The 17262-nt window shown below is 62.1% G+C and carries 12 protein-coding genes; all 12 read left to right on the forward strand.

The window, feature by feature from the left end; all coding sequences use genetic code 11:
- Positions 1-276 precede the first annotated feature (276 nt).
- The 12 genes from rimI (at position 277) to QSG27_RS11640 (ending at position 17232) form a co-directional block, all read left to right on the forward strand.
- Positions 277-1446, forward strand: a complete 1170-nt coding sequence (gene rimI, locus QSG27_RS11580) for a ribosomal protein S18-alanine N-acetyltransferase (RefSeq protein ID WP_306706213.1) — start codon at positions 277-279, stop codon at positions 1444-1446.
- Complete coding sequence (locus QSG27_RS11585) at positions 1446-2945, forward strand: RimK family protein (protein WP_306706215.1); 1500 nt, start codon at positions 1446-1448, stop codon at positions 2943-2945. The genes rimI and QSG27_RS11585 overlap by 1 nt, the downstream gene beginning before the upstream one ends.
- A 495-nt stretch (positions 2946-3440) precedes the next feature.
- The gene (locus QSG27_RS11595; RefSeq protein WP_306706217.1) at positions 3441-8024 is read left to right on the forward strand and encodes a glycosyltransferase family protein; all 4584 of its coding nucleotides are present in this window, start codon (positions 3441-3443) and stop codon (positions 8022-8024) included.
- Positions 8025-8066: 42 nt separating this feature from the next.
- Positions 8067-9419 (forward strand): nucleotide sugar dehydrogenase, encoded by a 1353-nt coding sequence (locus QSG27_RS11600; protein ID WP_306706219.1) that lies wholly within the window; start codon positions 8067-8069, stop codon positions 9417-9419.
- A gap of 47 nt (positions 9420-9466) precedes the next feature.
- Positions 9467-10129, forward strand: coding sequence for a methyltransferase domain-containing protein (locus tag QSG27_RS11605; RefSeq protein ID WP_306706221.1), 663 nt, complete (start codon positions 9467-9469; stop codon positions 10127-10129).
- Positions 10130-10191: 62 nt separating this feature from the next.
- Entirely contained in the window at positions 10192-11139 is a 948-nt protein-coding gene (locus QSG27_RS11610; protein ID WP_306706223.1) for a thiamine pyrophosphate-dependent dehydrogenase E1 component subunit alpha, read from the forward strand.
- Positions 11140-11142: 3 nt separating this feature from the next.
- On the forward strand, positions 11143-12081 hold the full coding sequence (locus QSG27_RS11615) for an alpha-ketoacid dehydrogenase subunit beta (protein ID WP_306706225.1): 939 nt from the start codon (positions 11143-11145) through the stop codon (positions 12079-12081).
- Positions 12078-13220 (forward strand): biotin/lipoyl-containing protein, encoded by a 1143-nt coding sequence (locus tag QSG27_RS11620; RefSeq protein ID WP_306706227.1) that lies wholly within the window; start codon positions 12078-12080, stop codon positions 13218-13220. The genes QSG27_RS11615 and QSG27_RS11620 overlap by 4 nt, the downstream gene beginning before the upstream one ends.
- A 94-nt stretch (positions 13221-13314) precedes the next feature.
- Complete coding sequence (locus QSG27_RS11625; protein ID WP_306706229.1) at positions 13315-14415, forward strand: DegT/DnrJ/EryC1/StrS family aminotransferase; 1101 nt, start codon at positions 13315-13317, stop codon at positions 14413-14415.
- A gap of 64 nt (positions 14416-14479) precedes the next feature.
- Positions 14480-15049, forward strand: a complete 570-nt coding sequence (locus tag QSG27_RS11630; RefSeq protein ID WP_306706231.1) for a class I SAM-dependent methyltransferase — start codon at positions 14480-14482, stop codon at positions 15047-15049.
- Between the two features lie 34 nt (positions 15050-15083).
- Entirely contained in the window at positions 15084-16154 is a 1071-nt protein-coding gene (locus tag QSG27_RS11635; RefSeq protein ID WP_306706233.1) for a glycosyltransferase family A protein, read from the forward strand.
- An 895-nt stretch (positions 16155-17049) separates the two neighbouring features.
- Entirely contained in the window at positions 17050-17232 is a 183-nt protein-coding gene (locus tag QSG27_RS11640) for a transposase (protein ID WP_306706235.1), read from the forward strand.
- The last annotated feature ends 30 nt before the right edge of the window (positions 17233-17262 follow it).

The following is a 17262-nucleotide window of genomic DNA, read 5'->3' on the forward strand; positions in this document are numbered from 1 at the left end:
TCTTTCCAGGGCCAACTGGAGCGGGCGGTTTCGTAGCCGGCCTTCCATCGGCGGCAGTTTCCGGGGTCATGGTTAAGCAACTTTTAAGTCGCTGCGGCCAACCGGTCGAAACGGCTAGGCCGTTCGTCCAGAGCAACAGCCGGGACTTGCCCTTGTGCCATGCAGGCTGTGCCAAAACGGAGGCCATCCACGCGGCGCACCCGGTGCCGGTAATCGCTGCGCAGCCCGACGTGAGGGAGTAAGATGGCATCCGTGTCAGCCTCTTTGAACCTCCCGATGCTCGACAATACCGTATCGGCGGACTCCCGCCAGGATCACACCGGTGATTCCACCATCCTGCTCCGCGTGGCGCAGCCGCCGGACATCCCCGCGTTGCTGGCCATCGAGGAGCGGTGCTTCGCCACCGACCGCCTGACCCGACGTAGTTTTCAATATTTGCTGACGAAAGCCAAGGCCACTGGCCTTGTGGAAGTCCACAGCGGCACGGTCGTCGGCTACGCGCTGGTGTCCTTCCATTCCGGAACCTCGCTCGCCCGGCTCTATTCCTTCGCGGTGGACCCCGGCCACCGCGGTCAGGGCGTCGCCAAGCGCCTCCTCGCCGCGGCGGAGCAGGCGGCCCGTTCGCGGGACTGCATTTATCTGCGGCTGGAGGTCCGGCGCGACAACGCCGCGGCCATCGATCTCTACAAGAAGGCCGGCTACCGCGAGTTCGGCGTCTACACCGACTATTATGAAGACCATATGGAGGCGCTGCGGCTGGAAAAGCGCCTGGGCCACAGCGGCCCCAGCGCGCCGCTGGGCGGCCCCCTGGTCCCCTACTACCAGCAGACGCTGGACTTCACCTGCGGCCCGTCGGCCCTGATGATGGCGATGAAGGCGCTGAAGCCCGCGGAGATCGAGCTGGGGCGGAAGCTGGAAATCCGCCTGTGGCGGGAATCGACGACGGTCTTCATGACCTCCGGCCACGGCGGCTGCGGCCCCTTCGGGATGGCGCTGGCGGCGGCGCGGCGCGGCTTCGCGGTGGACATCCACGTCAAGGACAACGCCACCCCCTTCCTCGACAGCGTGCGCAGCGACGACAAGAAGGAGGTCATGCGCATCGTGCACGAGGACTTCCTCGACGAGCTGGAGGGCAGCGGGGCCACCATCCGCCACAACACCCTGACCGCCCAGGACATGGCCGACGCGGTGGCGGGCGGGGCCATTCCCATCGTGCTCATCAGCTCCTACCGGATCTATCACGAGAAATTTCCGCACTGGGTCGTCGTGACCGGTGCCGACGACCGCTTTCTTTATGTTCACGATCCGCTTGTGTACGACCGTCACCACGCTCACATCGACCGGATGAACATGCCGATCCCGAAAGCCGACTTCGAGCGCATGGCCCGCTACGGCAAGGCCCAGTTGAAGGCCGCCCTCCTCCTCCGCCCCCGGTCCGCCGCCTGATGCCCGCGCATCTCCTCGTCGTGGACCGCCGGGCGGATGTGAAATGGGCGAAGGACGGCCTGCCGGTCGTCAGCGCACGCGATTACATCGCCCGCCCGGAACAGGCGCTGGAACAGGCCAAGGCGCCGCGCGGCGCACGGGTGTTGAACCTGTCGCGCAGCTACCGCTATCTGGGCACCGGCTACTACGTCTCCCTGCTGGCGGAGGCGCGCGGGGAGCGGGTGATCCCGTCCGTCCGGACCATCCTCGACCTGTCGCAGAAGAGCTTCTACCGCCCGCAACTGGCCGAGGTGGAGGAGGCGCTGCGCAAGACCATCAAGCGGATGGACCACCCGCCCGAGGCGTCGTTCAATCTCTGCGTCTTCTTCGGCCACGCCGACGACGCGCGGTTCCAGGACATCGCCCGGACCATCTTCGACCTGTTCCGCTGCCCGCTGCTGAAGGTCCAGGTGCGGCTGAAGGAGGGCTGGGCGGTCCACGCGCTGGAGCCGCTGTCGCTGGCCGACCTTCGGCCCGACCAGGAGGCGGCGTTCCAGGCGGCGCTGGACGCCTACACCCGCGCCTCCTGGCGGGAACCGGCGGCCAAGGCGCCGCCGCGCTACACGCTGGCCATCCTCCACAACCCGAAGGAGGAGCTTCCGCCCTCCAGCCCCCGCGCGCTCCAGAAATTCGTCAAGGCCGGGGAGAGCCTGGGCATCGCGGTGGAGCTGATCGAGAAGAAGGACTACGCCCGCCTCGCCGAGTTCGACGCCCTGTTCATCCGCGAGACGACGAACCTCGACCACCACACCTACCGCTTCGCCAAGAAGGCGGAGAAGGAAGGGCTGCCGGTGATCGACGATCCGAACTCGATCCTGAAATGCACCAACAAGGTCTATCTGGCCGAATTGCTGCGCGCCCACCGCATCCCGGCGCCGAAAACGGTGATCTTCGACAAGCGCGGGCTGGAGGCGCTGGACCGGGAAATCCCCTACCCCATCGTCCTGAAGATCCCGGACGGCTCTTTCTCCCGCGGCGTCTTCAAGGTGCAGACCCGCAGCGAGCTGGAAGCGACCGCGGAAAGCCTGTTCGAGCAGTCCGACGTCATCCTGGCGCAGGAGTTCATGTACACCGAGTTCGACTGGCGCGTCGGCGTGCTGAACCGCCAGCCGATCTATGTCTGCCAGTATCTGATGGCCAAGAAGCACTGGCAGATCGTGAAGCACGGCGGCAACGGGCGCGCCGAACAGGGGTCCTCCCGCACCCTGGCCGTCGAGGAGGCGCCGCGCGAGGTCATCGAGACCGCCGTGAAGGCGGCGGGGCTGATCGGCGACGGGCTGTACGGCGTGGACCTGAAGCAGAACGACCGCGGCGTCTTCGTCATCGAGATCAACGACAACCCCAGCATCGACCTGGGTGTCGAGGACGCCCGGCTGAAGGACGGCCTCTACCGCCTCATCATGGGCGAGTTCCTGCGCCGGCTGGAGCTTCGCCCCCGCAAGCCCGGCAGCGGGTCCTGAATTCTCCGTTCCGATACTCGAATCGACACCGGTCCTTCCGTCCATTTCCGCGATCCGCACGGCCCGTGGCAGCGCGGCACGAACGAGAGCACCGATGGGCCGCAGCGCCGGTGCGTCCCCAAGGGGACCGACCTCCCCATGCATGACGCCAACATCCTGGCCGCTATCGCTTTCGCCCTGAACTCAAGACGGCGCAAAACTTCCGCCAAGGCACGGGACGACCTGCTCGGGTCCATCAATAAGGGAGGATGATGGGCCGATGTTGCAACGACCGCTTGAATTCGCCCTCGACGCATTCGACCCCCTGTGAATCCGGCAACGTCAACCGTTAACCTAAATTCGTCACCCTGAGGTGCAGTTCACTGGCGTTGAATTCGCGCGCCCAACATGGTATGCGAACCGGCGTAGAAATTGGTCACCTTGAGGTAAACAGTTGTGACTGCTTCCCAATCAGATGGTCTTTCTCCGGCTGCCAGCGAGATTGGGGAGCCAGACATGGCGAGAGTTACGGACACCGCCACTGAGCCTCCGCACGAGGAAGGCACTTTACGTCCACTTGACGAGGCTCTTTCAACGGAAGCCGTGGAAGTGGACATGCAGTACTGTTCTTCGGATCTTGGGAACCTTTCCGATCCCCCTCCATACCGCGCCATGATCGAGGCAATTGACGGGGAGGGATTGAAAGGTTGGTGCATCAACGCGCTTGATGTCAAGAAACCGGTCAGCCTGACTGTAGCATTTTTCGGCGTCGATTTGTGTCAAATCGAAACCAGCATGCCACGGCCTGACGTTCAGAATGCCCTTGGGCAACTCTGCACCCCCGGCTTTCATCTGCGCTGGTCGTCCCGCCGTTACGACGAGCAGACCATCCAAGCGCTGATTTCCAGAGTAGATGCCGACCCTGCCAGCGAAGCGGCGCTCGATGTCAGAGTGACGGATGGGGATCTGTTTCTGCCGATTCTCTCGGACCTTGAGGTTCGGTTGACGAACGTCGAGATGCTGCACATCATCTCCTCTGTCGACCCGGAGCCGGTGACCGGGAACGACGGCGGCCCCCACACCGCCGTCGAAGGCTATATCGATTCAGTTGATAATATGGAGGTTCATGGCTGGGCGCTCCGTCACGGCCAGGACGCGCCGGATACCGTCGAGCTTCTCGTCGATGGCGTTGTTGTCGCGTCCACGCTTGCTGCCGATCCGCGCGGCGATCTTGCCGCTTTGGGAATCCGGAATTGCGCCTACTTGCTGGCCATTCCCGCCCAATACTACGACGGTGCTATGCACCGGATCGAGGTGCGGACGGCCGAGGATGGAATCCCGCTGGCCGGCTCGCCGATACACCGCCGTCTGACCTCCGTCCAGGATGGCCGTTGGATGATTTCCGGCCGGAAGATTGACGGTTGGATCATCCCGGCGCTCTCGGGAAACATCAAGCTGTCGATCTGGGCGGACGGCATGATTGCGGTCTCCACCCAGATCGATGGTGTCGCGGGCGAGATGGCGAGCTTCTCCCAGATGCTCCCAATCAGCCTGATCGACGGCCAGAGCCACACGATCAATGTGAGCCCCACCAACGAGCCCGGCAATCCTTTGCTCCGCACCCAGGGCGGTACCCAGGCGCACTTTTCGCGCCGGGTTAAGGCATCCATAGACAGCACGCAGGACGGCTTCATCCGGGGATGGGCGTTCGACTGTTGCGACAGCGATCGGTCGATCGAGATCGAACTGTGGGATGGGCCGGTGATTTTGGGTCGAACCGTCACCGACCTCCTCCGCCAAGATGTAAACAAGCACTTCGATGTCACCGGGAATCACGGTTTTTCGATCGCCATCCCGATTCAGCGTTTTGACGGCCGGCCACACAACCTGTGCCTGAAGGCCCTCGGCGAGGATCTGACGGTCGCGCCGACGAAGCGGCTGCCGGAAATACTGAACCGCTCGCTGTTGGGCGCGTCGAAACAGCGGTTTGTCGGTAAGGTGGACAGCGCCACTTGCCAGGAGGTTTCCGGGTGGGTGGCCGACAAGTTCGCCCCGTTCCAGCCCGTTCGCGTCGCGATCATCGTCGATGATGTCTGCGAAGCGATCATTCTGGCCGACCAGTTCCAAAAGCGTTTGCAGCCCGTCGCGGGCAGCGGCTATCACGCCTTCCGCTATCAGTTTCCGGCGAGGCTGATGAACAGCACCCGACGGAAGGTCGAGGTGCGCGTGGTCAGCAACAACACCGCCTTGCCGATCGGCGCGAAAAACGCCCTCGCGGTCGATTTGTTCTTCCCGCTCATCGACTTCTTCGCCGCTTACGAACAGTGCGAAAACGTCGGCCGCGTCCTGACCATACCGCTGACGAACGTCGTGCCGCGTCCGACAGGGCCGGCTGCCACTCGGCCTCCGCTCGCCGATGGGGACGATCCCGCCGTTAGCGTCATCGTCCTCAACTGGAACGGTGCCACGCTTGTCGAGGAGTTGCTGAATTCCATCGCCGTCCACTTCGCTGGCGAAAGCTTGGAAGTCCTGCTGGTCGATCATGGCTCCAGCGACGACAGCCTGGCCGTCGCAGAGCGTTTCAGCGACCGCATCGCGCTGACTGTTTTGGCGCGCAAGATGAACTATTCATTCTCCGCCTCGAACAACTTTGCGGCATCCCAGGCGCGCGGGCGTTATCTTTTCTTTGTCAACAACGATCTGGTTTTCACCGGCAATTGTCTGCCGGCCATGACGGCTTGGCTTGAGCAGGACGAAAGCATCGGGATTGTCGGGATGCGGCTGGCCGAGCCACTGCCGAAAGAAGGCGGTGGCTGGCGCTATGCTCCTCACCACCGGGGCATCCAGTTCCTGCCGAAGACGCAAGCGAACAAGGATGTTTCCTACTTCCCGGCGGAAATCGATGATCATTATTCCGACTGCGGGGCCGCCTTCGAAATGCCCGCCGTCACCGGCGCCGCCTTGCTGTGCCGCAAGGACGACTTCCTGGCCATCGACGGATTCGACAAGACGTATTTTTACGGTCTGGAGGACGTCGATCTCTGCCTGCGCATGAGCGAGCATCTGAACAAACGCATCATTTGCGATACCACCGTCACGGCCCTGCACAACCGAAGCTTCACCCGCACGGCGCGACTGGCCACCGGCAAGCCCAACCCTGTGCTCGCCAACCCGAAGAGCCAGACGCAGAATGCCAAGTATTTTGCCAGCCGGTTCGGGCGGCGGATTTTGCGCGAGACGCTGCTGTCGCTCATCAACGGCAAGACTCTCTGGCGGACCCAACCGTTGCGCGTCACTTTCGTGATAACGGACGCCTCGTTGAACACGCCGGCCGGTGATTTCTACACGGCCATGGAAATGGCCGAGGCGATGCGGAAGCTGTTCGGCTGGGAGACCCTCTTCGCCAAGCGCGATGTCACGGAAATGCCGGGCACGGACGTGCTCATCGTCATGCGCCATGACTTCAACCTGAGTGCGGTGCGTGACGCCAACCCCGGCCTGGTCACGGTCGCCTGGATCCGGAACCGCGTCGACGAGTGGCTCGCTTCTCCGCACTGGGATGCCTACAACCTGATCTTCTGCTCGTCCAATCTGGCGATCCGCAAGGTCGTCGAGGCGACCGGGCGCGTCGCGCACCTTCTGCCCATCGCGACCAACGAGGAGCGCTTCCGGGCCAAGGCCCCGGTCGACGAGCACAAGACGGATATCCTGTTCACCGGAAACTATTGGGGCGCGACACGCGACGCGATGGAGCTTCTGGATCAGGTCGAGCTGCCTGGGGAACTCGCCATATACGGGCACGGGTGGCACGATCACGAGCGCTTGCGCAAGAACTGGCGGCAGGCGGTTCCGTACGTGGAACTGGCAGACATTTATCCCTCGGCGAAGTTGGTCATCGACGATTCGCATCCGGTAACGCGCGAGTGGAACTCACTCAACTCGCGGGTCTTCGATGCGCTGGGATCGGGCACCCTGGTCGTCACGAATTGCCGTGGCGGGGCAGAAGAATTGTTTGGCGATTTGTTGCCGACATTCTCGACCAGAGATGAACTGCTGACACATCTCCAGTATTTCATCGACCATCCTGACGAGCGCGAAGCTCTGGCCGTGCGACTTCGTGAAGAAGTGCTGGCAAATCATACCTACAAGAATCGCGCACAGGTCTTCAAATCTGTCCTCGGCGACTTCGTTGGCAAGGCCTTGCGCTTCAGCATCAAGGTCGGCATTCCCAACCATGCCGAGAAGCATGCCTGGGGCGACTGGCACTTTGCCCTGGCGATCAAGCGCACGCTTGAAAAAGCCGGCCACTATGCACGGATCGATATCTTGCCGGAGTGGTACGCGCCGCTGACCGTCAAGGACGACGCGGTCATCGTGCTGCGGGGTCTGTCGGCCTACAAGCCGGTGCCGTCGAAGATCAACCTGATGTGGCTGATCAGTCATCCGGACGAGGTTTCGTTCAGTGAATTCGACGAGTATGACCACGTGTTCGTCGCGTCGAAGCCTTACACCGAATTGCTCCAGCGTCGCCTGGGCGACCGCGTCTCGACGCTGCTCCAATGCACGGATCCGAGCATCTTCTATCCAACGGATGCCAACGAAGAACGGGTTCCCGACGTGCTGTTCGTCGGCAACTCGCGCGGCGTGCGGCGCCCGATCATTGATGACGCGCTTCAGATGGGCATCGACATCGGTGTGTATGGCCAGATGTGGGGCGGTATCATTCCGCACGGTTGCGTGCTCGGGGAGTACATTCCAAATGATGGGCTAAGGGCCTATTATTCGAACGCGAAGATCGTCTTGAATGATCACTGGCCGGACATGAAACGGGAAGGGTTCGTGTCGAACCGGGTCTTTGATGCCGGTGCCTGCGGTGCAGCCATTGTCAGTGATGACATCGTCGGGTTGCAGGATATTTTCGGCGAAAGCATCATCACGTACGATGGGCCCGAGGACTTGCAGCGCAAGGTTGAAAGCCTACTGAGCGACGAGGATGTTCTCCGATCCATCGGCGAGCGGCTGCGACAGATCATTCTGGCCGAGCACACCTTCGAGCACCGGGTACGCGATATTCTTGCGACGGTGGCTGCCTTCGCGTAGCGGGCGCAAACCGGCGACGTTCTTTTCATTAAAAGTTGCACAATGGCTCACACAGACCGCGCCCAGATCGACCTAGCCGCCCTGGAGTCCGCATTCCGCAGCCGCAACGCTGAGGTTGCGGTCATCGGGCTGGGGTATGTCGGCTTGCCGCTTGTTCTTGCGTTGGTGAGCCGCGGCTTTCCTGTAACCGGCTTCGACATTGATCCGAAGAAGACGGAGGCACTCAACGCGGGACGGTCTTACATTCGCCAGATCGGCGACAGCCAGATCGCCGCGGCGGTCGCGACCGAGCGTTTCCACGCGACGACCGACCCGGCGAGGCTCTCGTCCTGCGGCGCCATCATCATTTGCGTGCCGACACCGCTGTCTCCCCAGCGCGAGCCCGACCTGAGCTTTGTCGTCGACACGACCCGCATCATCCGGGATCATCTCCGCCCGGGGCAGTTGATCGTCCTTGAGTCGACCACCTACCCTGGCACGACAGACGACGTGGTGCGGCCGATCCTGGAGGAAACGGGCCTCAAGAGCGGGAGCGACTTCTTCCTGGCCTACTCGCCCGAACGCGAGGACCCCGGCAACATCCAGTTCACGACCAGCCAAATTCCCAAGGTCGTGGGCGGTGATGGCGATGCGGCGCGGATCCTGGCCGTAGCGCTCTATGACCAAGTGGTGCCCCAGACGGTGCCGGTATCCAGCACCCGGGCGGCCGAGGCAACCAAGCTGACGGAAAATATCTTCCGTTCCGTCAACATCGCCTTGGTGAACGAGCTGAAGATCGTCTACGACGCCATGGGTATCGACGTCTGGGAAGTCATCGACGCGGCGAAGACCAAGCCGTTTGGCTTCATGCCCTTCTATCCTGGCCCCGGGCTGGGTGGCCACTGCATCCCCATCGACCCTTTCTACCTGACCTGGAAGGCGCGCGAGTACCAGATCAGCACCCGCTTCATCGAACTCGCGGGTGAAGTCAACACGATGATGCCGCGTTACGTGATCGATCGCCTTGCCCTGGCGCTGGACCGGCATTCCGGGCGGGGGCTCAACCGCTCGCGCATCCTGCTGGTCGGCATGGCTTACAAGAAGAACGTCGACGACAGCCGGGAATCCCCTGGCCTGCGGTTGATGGAGATGCTGCTTGAACGCAACGCAGTGGTTGAATATCATGATTCCTACCTTCCCACACTGCCCACCATGCGGGAGCATCCGGACCTTGCTGGCCGACGGTCCGTGGATTGGGAGCCAAGCATTCTGGGATCTTTCGACGCGGCCGTCATCGTGACCGATCACGATAACGTCGACTATGAAATGCTCGCCACCCAGTGCCCTCTCATCGTCGACACGCGCAATGCCATGCGCAGGGTTGCGGGGCATAACGACCGGATCATCAAGGCATGATGCATGATACCGCTGTCACAACAGCGCAGCCGCAAAGGACCTCCAGCATGGCGATGAGCGTCATACAGGCCGCGTGCAACATCTGTGGCGGCACGGAATTCGGACCGGGACCGGCGCAGCGCATGTCCGACTCCGGCAAGCCGCCGCACTGCGTAAAGTGCGGTTCGCTGGAGCGGCATCGGGCAAACCGCGGCCTGTTCCTGAACTTCCCGATTGGCGCGCTCTCGTGGCGCCGTGCGCTCCAATTCAGCCCCGACATGGCGCTGAACCCTTCCTGGTTCAGTTCGTTCGAGGTGTCGGTCTATGGCGGTCACAACAGCCTCGACCTCCAGAAGATCGACCGGCCGGACGAGTCTTACGATTTCGTGTCGTTGAGCCATGTCCTGGAGTTCGTGCCGGACGATCATGCCTCCTTCAACGAAATAATCCGAATCCTGAGCCCGCGGGGCCTGTTGCACCTCGTCCTGTCGCAGCCGCTGGGCCGGCCGAATTGCCTGGACTTCGCGTCGGCGACGGGCATCCATCAGTATTTCCACCTTTACGGCCAGGATTTTGCTGAGCGCTTCAGGTTTGCCGAGCGTGGGCTTCATTTGTTCGTTGCTGAGGCGTCGGATTCAGTAACCGGCGTCTCGGAGGCCGTGCATCTCATTACAAAATCGGCGGAAGTACTGGAAGGAGTTCGCTCGTTTATCCCGATGCAATCGCGATGATCTTCCAAACGGTTTTTGTGCAAACAGCGTGAATCCAAAGCGCTTGGCTCAATGAGGTTTGAATGCGTGGACTTGCAGAGCTTGCCGCCAAGGCTGGATCGCGTGACGACGAAAACGCTGTGCTCGGCCTTGACCTTTCGCAAGCCGAGCAATTCTATCAGCAGATGGTGCTGATCCGGTACGCTGAGGAACGCCTGCTCGATCTCTTTTCGACGGGAGCGCTCAACGGGACGACCCATACCTCGATCGGCCAGGAGGCAAACGCGGTCGGCGTGATCAACGCGCTCGACCGGAGTCTGGACACAGTGTGGAGCCACCACCGCTGTCATGGACACTTCATCGCCTATTCCGGTCAGGTCGCCAGCCTGTTCGCGGAGGTGATGGGGCGCACACTGGGGGTCTGCCGGGGGCGCGGCGGCAGCCAGCACCTCTGCTACCGGAACTTCTATTCCAACGGCATCCAGGGCGGCATCGCTCCGTTGGCCGTGGGGTCCGCATTGGGTGATCGGGCCAAGGGGGCCGTTACGGTCGTCTTCATCGGGGATGGAACCACAGGCGAAGGTGCCTTGTACGAATCCCTCAACATGGCGGCCGTGTGGAACGTCCCGGTTCTGTTCGTCCTGGAAGACAACGGAATCGCCCAGACGACACCAAAGGAACTGACGCTGGCGGGTGCGCTTGATCGGCGGGCCGAACCCTTCGGCATCCGGAGTTTCGCCTACGACGGTGCCGACGTGATGGACATCCACGCCCTGGCAAGCGACGCTGTCCGCTATGTCCGACACGAGAGCCGCCCGGCTTGGCTCTACATTCGTACGGAACGGATCGGTCCACACAGCAAGGGCGACGACACGAGATCGCCGGAACGCATCGCCGCCGCCCGGGCGCGCGACCCCCTGCCCATCCTGCGGTCACGGGTCGCGAACGCCGCCGATATTGAGAGCCGTTGCATGGCCATCGTCGATAGTGCGGTGAGCTTGGCGCAGCAGGCACCGATCGCACGAGGTTGACCAATGAGGGTCGTTGAATCACTTAATTCCGCATTGCTCGACCTGATGACCTGCGATCAGCGGGTGGTCCTTTTGGGCGAGGATGTCCTCGACCCGTACGGCGGTGCGTTCAAGGTTACCAAGGGCGCGTCGGACCGCTTTCCCGATCGCGTCTGGACGACGCCGATCAGCGAGGGGGGAATCGTCGGTGTGGCGAACGGACTCGCCATCAAAGGTTGGCGCCCGATCGTGGAAATCATGTTTGGCGACTTCACCACGCTGGCCTTCGACCAGATCCTGAACCACGCCGCCAAGTTCGCGTGGATGTACGATGACCAGGTGACGGTGCCGCTGGTCGTGCGCACGCCCATGGGCGGGCGACGCGGCTATGGCCCCACCCATTCGCAGAGCTTGGAGAAGCACTTCTGCGGCATACCCGGCGTGGCCGTCTACGCCGTCCACCAGTACGGCTCCCCCGGCACGCTGCTGCGCGAGGCGGCGGCGCGCGACCAGCCGAGCGTGTTCATCGAGAATAAGGTGCTGTACGCTCGACCGGTCGAGGCTGTGGAAGCACTTCCGAACCCGCCCTCGCCGGATGTGGTCATCCTAGCCTACGGCGGCTGCGTCGAGGTGGCGGTGGCGGCGGCCAAGCTGCTGCGCGAGGAGGAGATCGCCGCGCGGGTCGTCCCGGTGACTCGGTTGTGGCCTTTTCCGGAAGAGGAGATCCGCCTTGCGGTCGGCCCCTGCCGGCACGTGCTGTCGGTCGAGGAAGGGGCACCGGGTTGGGGCTTCGCCGCGCAATGCGCGCTCGCCCTCGTCAACAAGGGTGTGTCCTTCGCTCACATCGCCGGCCCCGACCACCCGATCCCCAGTTCGGCCGCCTGGGAGGCCGATCTTCTTCCCAGTCCGCAGGGCGTGTTCCGGGCGGTCGAATCCCTCCTGGGCGGAGCGCAGGCCATATGAGTGAAGTCATTACGGTTCCCCTGGTCAACGCCAACGAGGACCAGGTTCAGGTCGTCGAGATCCGGGTGTCGGAAGGGCAGGCGGTTCGCGACGGCGATCCCCTGTTCGCCCTGGAGACGACGAAGTCCGCCGTCGAGGTGCTGGCCCCGGCTGACGGCGTGATCACCGGGTTGAAGGTCAAGGTGGGCGACTTCGTAACCACCGGCGCGCCTTTGTGCCGGTTGGAGCGCGGAGAGGGAGCATCGGCCTCCGCACCGGTCGAGGACGCGCCCGCGACCGAGGAACCCGCCGCTGTGCATCGCACGTTGAAGGCCCGTCTGCTCGCCCGTGAGTTGGGCATCCCCATCGCCGCCGTGCCGGCGGTGGCCGGCCGGGTCGGCGAGGCCGAGGTCCGTGCCTACGCCGGGCGGCATCGTCCGGTGGCGACCGTGCCAGCGCGGGCGGACGATCCCATGGACCTGCCGTTCTCGCCGACGGACGCCGCCGGCCATCGGCTGGCGGTGATCGTTGGCGGCGGGCGCCACGCGCCCTGCGTGATCGACGGACTCGAGGGCAGCGGCTACCGGATCGTCGGCTGCGTCGACAGCCTGAAACCCATCGGGGAGACCGTGCTTCCCGGCATCCGGGTGCTGGGCCGCGAATCCCTACTGGAGGAGTTGTGGCGCCGCGGCGTGCGCACCGCCTTCATCGGGGTCGGTGGCACCGACGACATGACCGGGCGCGCGGGCGTGTATGAACGGTTGAAGGCGCTGGGCTTCACCCTGCCGCCGGTTATCCACCGGTCGGCGGTCGTCGGCCTGGACACCATCGTCGGCGACGCCGCACAGATCCTCATGGGGGCGACCGTCGGGCCGCGGTCGCGCATCGGCGCCAACGCGCTGGTGAACCAAGGATCCATCGTGTGCCACGACAGCGAGATCAGCGACCACGCCCACATCACGCCAGGCGCCATCCTGGCCGGCGCCGTCCGCATCGGGCCCCGGTCGATCATCGGGATGGGAGCAACCGTCCGCTACCACCTGAGCGTCGGCGCGGATTGCCTGGTGCACAATGGGGTGGCGGTAGTCTCCAACGTCGCCGATGGGCAGATCGTGACCGCCACCCGCCGGATGGCCCGCACCGCCGCAAAGCACGGCTGATTCCCGGTTGGATGGAAGCGCCCGCTCCCCACCGGTCCGAACACGCCACGAACGTCACCCTCCGGCCCGACCGGCACGCAAGAGGTCACAATCGATGATACCCGTCTTTCGCCCGCAGCTGCCGAAGGCCGCCGAACTTCTTCCCTACCTGAAGCGGATCGACGAGGCACGCTGGTACTCCAACTTCGGTCCGCTGCATGGAGAGTTCCGGACGCGTATCGCCCGTCATTACGGGCTGGGGGATGATCAGGTCGTGCTCGTGTCGAACGCCACCGTGGGCATCGCCCTAGCCCTTCAGGCGGTCGCGCTGAAAAGGTCTGCCCATCAATGCATCTGCCCGTCCTGGACCTTCGCAGCCACCCCGCACGCGATCGCCCTGGCCGGACAGTCCCCGGTGTTCGCCGACGTGGATGCCGCAACCTGGACGCTGGACGCCGACCAGCTGGCCGAACAGGACATCCGCGAGGCGTCGGGCGTGGTGATGGTGTCGCCGTTCGGGGCTCCCATCGACATGACCAAATGGGAGCGTTTCGCCGAACGCAACGGCATTCCGGTGGTGTGCGACGCCGCGGCCAGCTTCGACGCGATCGGGCGCGAGGAGTTCCGCATCGGCACCATTCCGATTGTGATCAGCCTGCACGCCACCAAGCCGCTGGCCGCGGCCGAAGGCTGCATCATCCTGTGCACCGATCCGGACATCATCGAGCGCATCCGCCAGATCAGCAACTTCGGCTTCTCCACCACGTCGGTGGCGCAGGTGCTGGGCACCAACGCCAAGCTGAACGAGTACAACTGCGCGGTCGGCCTGGCGTCCCTGGATGCTTGGCCGGAGACCCGCGAGAAGCTGACAGCCATGCGGGAATATTATTGGGAGCGGCTGGACGAGATTCCGGGCCTCAAGGTGTTCGGTCGGGGCCGCAGCTATGTATCCAATTACATGATCATCGAGACCGAGACGGACGGCTACCAGCTTTCCAACCATCTGGCGCAGCGCGGCATCGAGACCCGCCGATGGTGGCGCAGCGGCTGCCACCAGCATCCGGCCTTCACCTCGTTCAATGTTAAGCCGCTGCCCCAGACGCGCCGCCTCGGCGTCCACACGCTGGGCCTGCCCTTCTACAGCGATCTCGCCAAGACGGACATCGACAAGATTGTCGACGCAGTCGACGAGTTCTGTCGACCTCGCGCCGCCTGAGCCGGGTCATCCGCGAGCCGGACGAAATGGCATGCAATGTGACAGTTCCTTGAACGAGGCCAAAATGAAAGTACTTCACCTGGGTTGCGGGTCCGATATCCGTAAGGGATGGTGGAATATCGATGGCAATGTCCCTACGCATTTCCACGACGATGGCACGGTCGTATTGAATTACGACTTGCGGAACAAGCTGCCATTTTCGGATAATTTCTTTGACACTGTGTACAGTGCGCATTTCTTCGAGCACATCGAGACGATGGACACCCATAGGTTATTGCTCGATTGCCATCGGGTCCTACGCCCGGGCGGACTTTTCAGAGTCTCGCTTCCCGACGCCCGGAAAATGATCAAGGCTTATGTCGAAGGCGACGCGGCGTTCTTTGCGAAAGTCGACGGATTCGTCGATCATCATCTTCCCCCCGCGCATCTGAGATCGCCCATCGACTACATCACACGTGACGCGCGCGCCTGGGGGCATGTCTGTCTGTACGATGCCGCAAAGATCTCCCAGTTGCTGGAAGCGACCGGATTCACCAATGTCCACGAAACGGACATTGATCCCCAATACGACCCTTCCAACCCCTTGCGGGTCTTTTTTTCGTTCTACGTCCAGGCTACAAAGCCGATACGGTAGCACCATTAGTCCAGCACAGGCGGAGAGGCCATTGATGTTCGAGCAAAACAGGGCTGATATTCTCGTTATCGGATTGTCGTATCGCAATTTTGATATTGTCCAGAGAACACTGGATTGCCTTGCGAAATACAAGGATGTGACTGATATCTACGTCCTGGATAATATGAGCGAGAACAGCGAGACGGTCATCCGCCCGCACTTGCAGGCTCTGTGCGACGATAACACCATCCGCGGCTTTTTCGCCTTCGCCGACAACATCGCGGCGAACGCTTTCGAAATGGCGGTCGATAGCCAGATCATCCCGGTCGGCCGCTACAGATACGTCGTCGTGACGGACCTCGATCTGGAGGTTCCGCACGGCTGGCTTGAGGAACACATCAGTATTTTGGAGACGTGCCCGGAAGTGTTCTCCGTCTCCGCGCCGCTCTCCATGGACAACATACCCTCCCATCTGCTGGCGAGATACCCGGCTGTTGGCAAGACCACGGACCTCTACGAAGTGTTTCCCGCCGGCATGCACCTGACAACGATACGGGGGCCGGATTTCGTGAAGTTCAGCGCGTGGCGCCGTGCGGCGCGGGCCTATTTCGTCGACCGCTTCCTTGAGGTCTTCGGCTCGCAAATCCAGGGCAAGGCGACGACGCAGTCGCGCCGGCATCCGGCGCGGCACCTGACGTGGGACCTGTTCGGAAAGGACGAAGGCTACTACGTCGAGAAGAACAAGTTCGTCGGCAACGTCTGGCGCCATGATAAATATTGTCAGTACGCCTTCAAGAGCAAGGGCATGGAGTGCCGGTGCCATCCGCTGCGGCCGCTGGCCCACACCTCCTTGTGTTGGCACACCATCACCCTGAACAACGACACGCCGTATCCGCTGCAGGTGACGGCCGAACGGGTTTGGCCGGACGGTACGAACCAGGGCATGCGTTTCATCGATATCCAGCCCGGATCCCAAAGCGACCTCCAGTTGTTTCTCAACGGAACCGCCGTCGTTTACGCGATCCAGGACGTTCCCGAAGGGCGGCGGTCCATCGCCCGCCTCGATCTTCCTCTCGGCAGCACGCCGGAAACGCTTTCCATCGCTCTTTCTTCATACTTCCCCTAGACGTTTACCATGAAGCCGATCGCTGGCTTCGTCCTAGTCTAGCATTTTCCTGAAGCGATTCCGCATTTCCTGGAATCGCTGGCGTGGGAGTGTCAGCTGTGGGATGTGCGTGTGTCGTCACATGGTGCGGAAATTTGCCGCAAAGCCCCAACGAGTATGATCGTTGCCTAGAAAATAATTATAGAAAAGTCAAAAAATGACGCATGCGCTCATGTTCTGCGCCGATAAATATATTTATCAGTCATGGAATGAATGGGTTATTCTTTAATTATACAAAAACATTTAGCGAGAAGGAATTGAGTGATCATGCATATCACCAATAAAATTTATACTATGTTGTAATTTTCAGTATATTTTGGAATAGCGCATAGCTCATCTCTTGCAATTACAGTTCGGCGAGAATGCAAAGAAACATACTCATAAAGTCTGAAATTACAATTAAAGGCGGTCTTGCCGAATGCAGTCCAAAATGGACCGCATAATCGCATGAGGCGTAGATTGATAAGGATACACAGCCTGTTACAGGAAAGGCGCAGGCTGCTATCTGGTGTTGACCGTGAGTACCTCCGGCCAACCGAACCACCACTCGATGCAGGCAAGGGCAAGGCTGGCTCCTACAACGATGGCCCATAGAACGACCTCTGATTTCGTTGGCCATCTGCGGGCATATTGCCAGAGCAGGATCAAAATTCTGGTGAACGGATCCATGGGGAACTTCCGTCGATGACAAACGGGCCCCGTTCCCGCCTTGCCTTGGCCGGCGTGGAAACGTACGCATCCGGTGAGTGACGCGGATACGGATCGAAGGTACCCCTCCGCCGAGGGCCGCCTTGTGACCGAGCGGGGAAGCTGAATCATGGGGCCTGTCCCTATGGCTATCCCTATGGCAGTCCCTATGACTATCCAACGCGTCGAGGTGATCACGGGCCTGGAGCGGCGGCGGCAGTTCAGCGACGAGGAGAAGCTGCGGCTGGTCGAAGAGGCGTTCCAGCCGGGCGTCAAGGCGACTGAAATCGCCCGGCGCCTGGGCGGTAAGCGGTGTTTTCAGGCCACGGCGGTTTCGGCCTGCCGAGCATAGCTCCAGGGCAGCAGTTCATCGAGCTTGGTG

Source organism: Azospirillum isscasi, assembly GCF_030849505.1.
Taxonomy (GTDB): domain Bacteria; phylum Pseudomonadota; class Alphaproteobacteria; order Azospirillales; family Azospirillaceae; genus Azospirillum; species Azospirillum isscasi.